A 4,280-nucleotide genomic window follows, 5' to 3' on the forward strand; every position below is an offset into this window, starting at 1 on the left:
GATCTGTCCTGCGGGGCGATGATCGAATGATCAGGAAGTGTGGACACAAGCGCCTCGTAGGCTGCTCTGGACTTTCCGGCCGTCGAATCTCCGACGAGAATCAGGAACTTTCCAGGGGCGAGGCTTCCACGGAGTTCGTTGTCAATGTCGCGCGGGATATAGGGCGGTAGATTGGAAACACCTGAGGGATCGGTGGCATGCCGCGACGCATGGACACCGATCAGAGTCGGGTCGGTTATCTCACGTGCCCGAGGTAGACGCCCGTTGATCGTCACGCAGCCGTCTCTGATCGAAATTTCCTGGGAGCTTTCGGACTGCAGAAGCGCGACGAGTGAGTCCTTCCAGACACCCGCGAACACTGCGGCCACGGCTGCTATTGATGCTCCGCAGGCAGCGGCAAGGGGAGTGCTGAGCTTCGCGGCGGTCAGTATGGCCGGCAGCGCCACCAGCAGTGCCCCGACCACGGCAAGGGCAACTACCTTGCTGCGTCTTGTCAAAACGCACCCCTCTCGGCGTAATCGAGCCTACGGTCCGGATATCCTGCCGTCCAGCAGATGCTGAAGGTCGCACCGGAAATGGAGCGACCTCGCCGGTCGACCGCAGGCCGATGTCCGTGGGCGCGTGCTGAGCCACGCGGGCGTGATCGTCGGGTGTTCAGGCGTGTACGTGAGGTATTCGCTACCGTGACCGGGGTCGAGGCGGCCATCCGCCTTGACCCGGTCGTTGGGCGGCAGCCGGCGAGGGCGCGGTTCGTACAGAGCGAGACCAGGCTGTATGGGCGCAGAGCGCCGTCGAACCGCGGGACGCGTCCCAGTCGCGGCGGGTGGGGCGTGCAGGACGCATTGCCCGGCAGCGGCTGGACGCCGCTGGCGAGGCCTGGGCAGTCGGCGGCCCGTGATGCCAGGTGCGGATGGGCGAGCCCAGTATCAGCCTGACTGGCGGCCAAGGATCTCGAGGCTCAGCCTCTCCAGGAGCGCGACGAGCTCTCCGAGTAGTTCTCCGCAGCGTTCGTGGGACTCTGCGATCACGGTCGCGCCGATCTTCCCGAACGGCGCGAGGGTGGTCCACAGATGGGGCACCACCCCGACTCCTCTGGTGGCATCATAATGCAGCTCCGGGCGTGCCTGGAGTTCCTCGATGAGAGTTGTCGGCGAAATGCCGGAGAAAGTTGGCGATCCCAGATCGTCCGAGGCCCAATAATATCGTTGGCTGCCGTCATCCGCAAGCAGTTCACCGGCTTCGGTCCATTCACCCGAGACCAGTGCGCGGGCCGTCCGGTTCGGGTGGGTGGTACCGGTCTGTCGCAGGTTGATCTCGAGGGCGAAGACCCTCCATTCATGTTCCCCATCTGAATCGCGAAATGCTAAGAAGTCAACGCCGACATGGCCACGTGCACCCCGTCTCGCGAGTTCGTCGAACACCGCTACCGCATACTCGAGAATCGCCGGCCTGTATTCCTCTGCTGCTGGGAATCGGCAGCCCGCGAAAGAAAGGGTATCACCGATGATCTGGTCATGGGTGCCCAGGACCTGGGCCCCGTCCGCCCCGATGTAACCGAGGACGCTCGGATTGGCTGGAGCGTCGCCTTCCGGTGGCCCGACGAACATCTCGATCACCGCACCGCGGTCCGCCACGTGCCGTAGAAACTCGCTGCCAGAGACACTCGGAGTGAATGGCCTGACCGCCGCCGGGTTCAGGTCGGGGACGGGAACCGTCGCCGAGCTGTCTGTCCCGAGCCGAGCGATGCCGTGACCGGAGCCGAAGCCAGAGTCGATTTTGATTAACCAGTGTTGGGAGGCATGCTTCTCCCGTAGCCGCCGGAAGGAGCCGGCCAGATCCCGACTATCGCGATCCGCAGAGTAGGTGCCTACCGGATGCGGAACACCTAAATCGCGGAAGATCTGCCTCGCCTGTGCTTTTCCGCCGAGTGCGGTGAGACGGCTCGCGGTCTCCAGTAACGGTAGATTCAACTCCTCGCAGAGTCGGGTCATCTGCGGGCTCGATGCGTAGCATGAAAGCCCTTCGGGTGGATTCCCGGCGGCACGCAGCCGCTCGACAAGAGATCTGAGCTGTGACAGTAGATCGGGCTGATCCATGATTTTCTGGCTGAGATGGACGTCTCGGGTGTCAGCGATCGAGATCATCGCGTGCCGCCGCTCCGGTGCCAGGGCATGCGTTCCTGACGGCGCCAGACTGAAAAGATAGGCGAGCACCGGGTCCGGGACCGGCGGTGCCTGGATCATGATCAGGGCAAGGTCATCCTCGCGTGCAAGGCTCAGTGACTCCCACAGGCCCCGCACACACGAGTGCCATCGCCCCACTCCATGCCGCATCTCGGCGTCGGCGAACTCCTGAGAAGGACAGGATATGCGCCAACGAAGATTCTTGTTGTCTCGTACAACAGTCTCGAATTCGATCAGCTGGTCGCGTCCGTGCCAGGTCATTCGTCATCCCATCGCCCATTCCAGGGCTGTTTCAACGTGTATGAGAGTGGTGTCGAAGACGGGAATCGAACAGTCGCTCTGGCTCAGCAGCAGCCCAATCTCGGTGCAACCGAAAATTACGGCCTGTGCACCCTTTCCGGCAAGATCATCGACAATCTTAACATATTTTTCGCGAGAGGAGTCCACGACTTTGCCCCGGCACAGCTCGTCATAAATGATGTCATGTACGATTTTGCGTGAATCGGCGTCCGGAACCACCACTTTTACGCCCTGCTGCTCCAGTCGTCCTTTGTAGAAGTCCTGCTCCATTGTGTACTGTGTGCCCAGGAGCGCTGCGACCTCTACACCGGCGGCACGGAGCGATGCTGCGGTGCCGTCCGCGATATGGAGCACCGGAACATCGGTCTCTGCGGCCAGGCTGTCGAACACGCGATGCATCGTGTTCGTACACAAGACGATGCATTCAGCCCCGCCGTCCTGCAGTTTGGCCGCGCATCTCGCGAGATAGTTTGCGGCGGCATCCCAGGAGCCGGCCCGCTGCATCTCCTCGATGTCAGCGAAGTCGACCGAATAGATCAGGCAACGGGCGGAGTGTAGGCCTCGCAGTCTGTCCCGAACCTGCCGATTGAGCTGTTGATAATAGTAATCCGTAGATTCCCAGCTCATGCCGCCGAGAAGGCCGATAAGCTTCATGAAAATCCTGTTCTCCGCGGAAGTGTACGAAAAGTCTCCATCGCGTTCATCAGGCGCCCTGGCGAGGTGCCCAGGTTCATCCGTCCGAAATGCCCGAAATCTCGGCCGAAGGCGGTACCCGGCTCGAGCCTAATCCGTTGAGTACGTCGTAGCGTGTCTACCGGGTCCGCGTCGTCATTGAAATAGTCGCGGAAGTCGAGCCACGCAAAATGGGTGGCATCCGGGGGTGTCCACCCTATTGAGGTGCTTGTGAGGCCTGCCGCCAGCACGGCTCTGTTCCGCCGGAGCTGGGAGTGGAGCTCCTCGAGCCAGCCGTCGCACTCACTCCAGGCTGCGATGGCTGCCCGGATCCCGAGGATCCCCGCGCCGTCCCGCAGGTGCCAGGGAAGCGCTGTGAACCTCTCCCGCAGGGCTTTGCTGCCAAAAGTCACGAGGGCGCAGCGCAGTCCGGAGATGTTGAACGCCTTCGACGCGGAAGTGGCCATGACTGTCTGCGATATGTGGTTTGCTGCCAGTGCGGAGACGTGCCGGCGGGGCGCGAAAACAAGGTCCTGGTACACCTCGTCGCTGAAGAGGACGACATCATTGCGGACGGCGAACTCGCTGACGGCCTCCACGGTCTCCCGGCTGAATAGGTGACCAGTAGGATTATGTGGCTGGCAGAGAACAATCATTCCTATCCGAGTGCCGTCGGGCCGAATCCTCCGAATGGATTCCTCGAACTCCTCCGCACTTCTGCTCTCGCGCACCGGCAGGAGTACGCAGCGTCGTCCGAGCTGTTCGACTGCCGTCCGGATAGGCAGGTAGCACGGTGTGTGCGTGACGACTTCGTCCCCCGGTGCCGTGAAGGCCAGGACCGCGCAGCAGAGAGATTGCATGGACTGTGCGCAGATCTCAACGCGACTTTCGTCCACGCTGGCACCGTAGAGGTGCGACTGGCGATTCGCGAAGATTTCCCTGAGACGGTTCACCGTGGGCCCGGAGAAGTCCGGGTAGCCGACGTCCGACTTCGTCAAAGCGTCGTTTATGGTGTCGTGTATCGGCGTCGCGAGTTCAAAATCGAGATCTGCCACGTCGAGCGGCACCTCATTTGGCTGCGCGCGCGACCACTTCATGCCCAGCTGTGCTCTGAGTCGATCCTTC

The 4,280-nt window shown here is 61.9% G+C and carries 3 protein-coding genes and 1 pseudogene; all 4 read right to left on the reverse strand.

Going from position 1 to position 4,280, the window contains the following annotated elements:
• Positions 1-464: pseudogene (locus FREUN1FDRAFT_RS44770) on the reverse strand (hypothetical protein); the annotation flags it as partial.
• A gap of 462 nt (positions 465-926) precedes the next feature.
• A complete protein-coding gene (locus FREUN1FDRAFT_RS38120; protein WP_006545782.1) occupies positions 927-2,444 on the reverse strand; it encodes a peptide ligase PGM1-related protein in 1,518 nt (505 codons plus the stop codon).
• Positions 2,445-2,447: 3 nt separating this feature from the next.
• Positions 2,448-3,137 carry an aspartate/glutamate racemase family protein gene (locus tag FREUN1FDRAFT_RS38125; protein WP_006545783.1) on the reverse strand — a complete coding sequence of 230 codons (690 nt, stop codon included), beginning with the start codon at positions 3,135-3,137 and terminating at the stop codon, positions 2,448-2,450.
• The coding region (locus tag FREUN1FDRAFT_RS38130) for an aminotransferase class I/II-fold pyridoxal phosphate-dependent enzyme (protein ID WP_232295615.1) at positions 3,134-4,280 on the reverse strand (1,147 nt) is incomplete at its 5' end. The genes FREUN1FDRAFT_RS38125 and FREUN1FDRAFT_RS38130, both read right to left, overlap by 4 nt.

The organism is Parafrankia sp. EUN1f (genome assembly GCF_000177675.1).
GTDB lineage: Bacteria > Actinomycetota > Actinomycetes > Frankiales > Frankiaceae > Parafrankia.

Excerpts from the sequence above, each read along its gene's own strand:
- FREUN1FDRAFT_RS38120 (WP_006545782.1), bottom strand. The coding sequence starts at position 2,444 with ATGACCTGGCACGGACGCGACCAGCTGATCGAATTCGAGACTGTTGTA.
- FREUN1FDRAFT_RS38125 (WP_006545783.1), bottom strand. The coding sequence starts at position 3,137 with ATGAAGCTTATCGGCCTTCTCGGCGGCATGAGCTGGGAATCTACGGAT.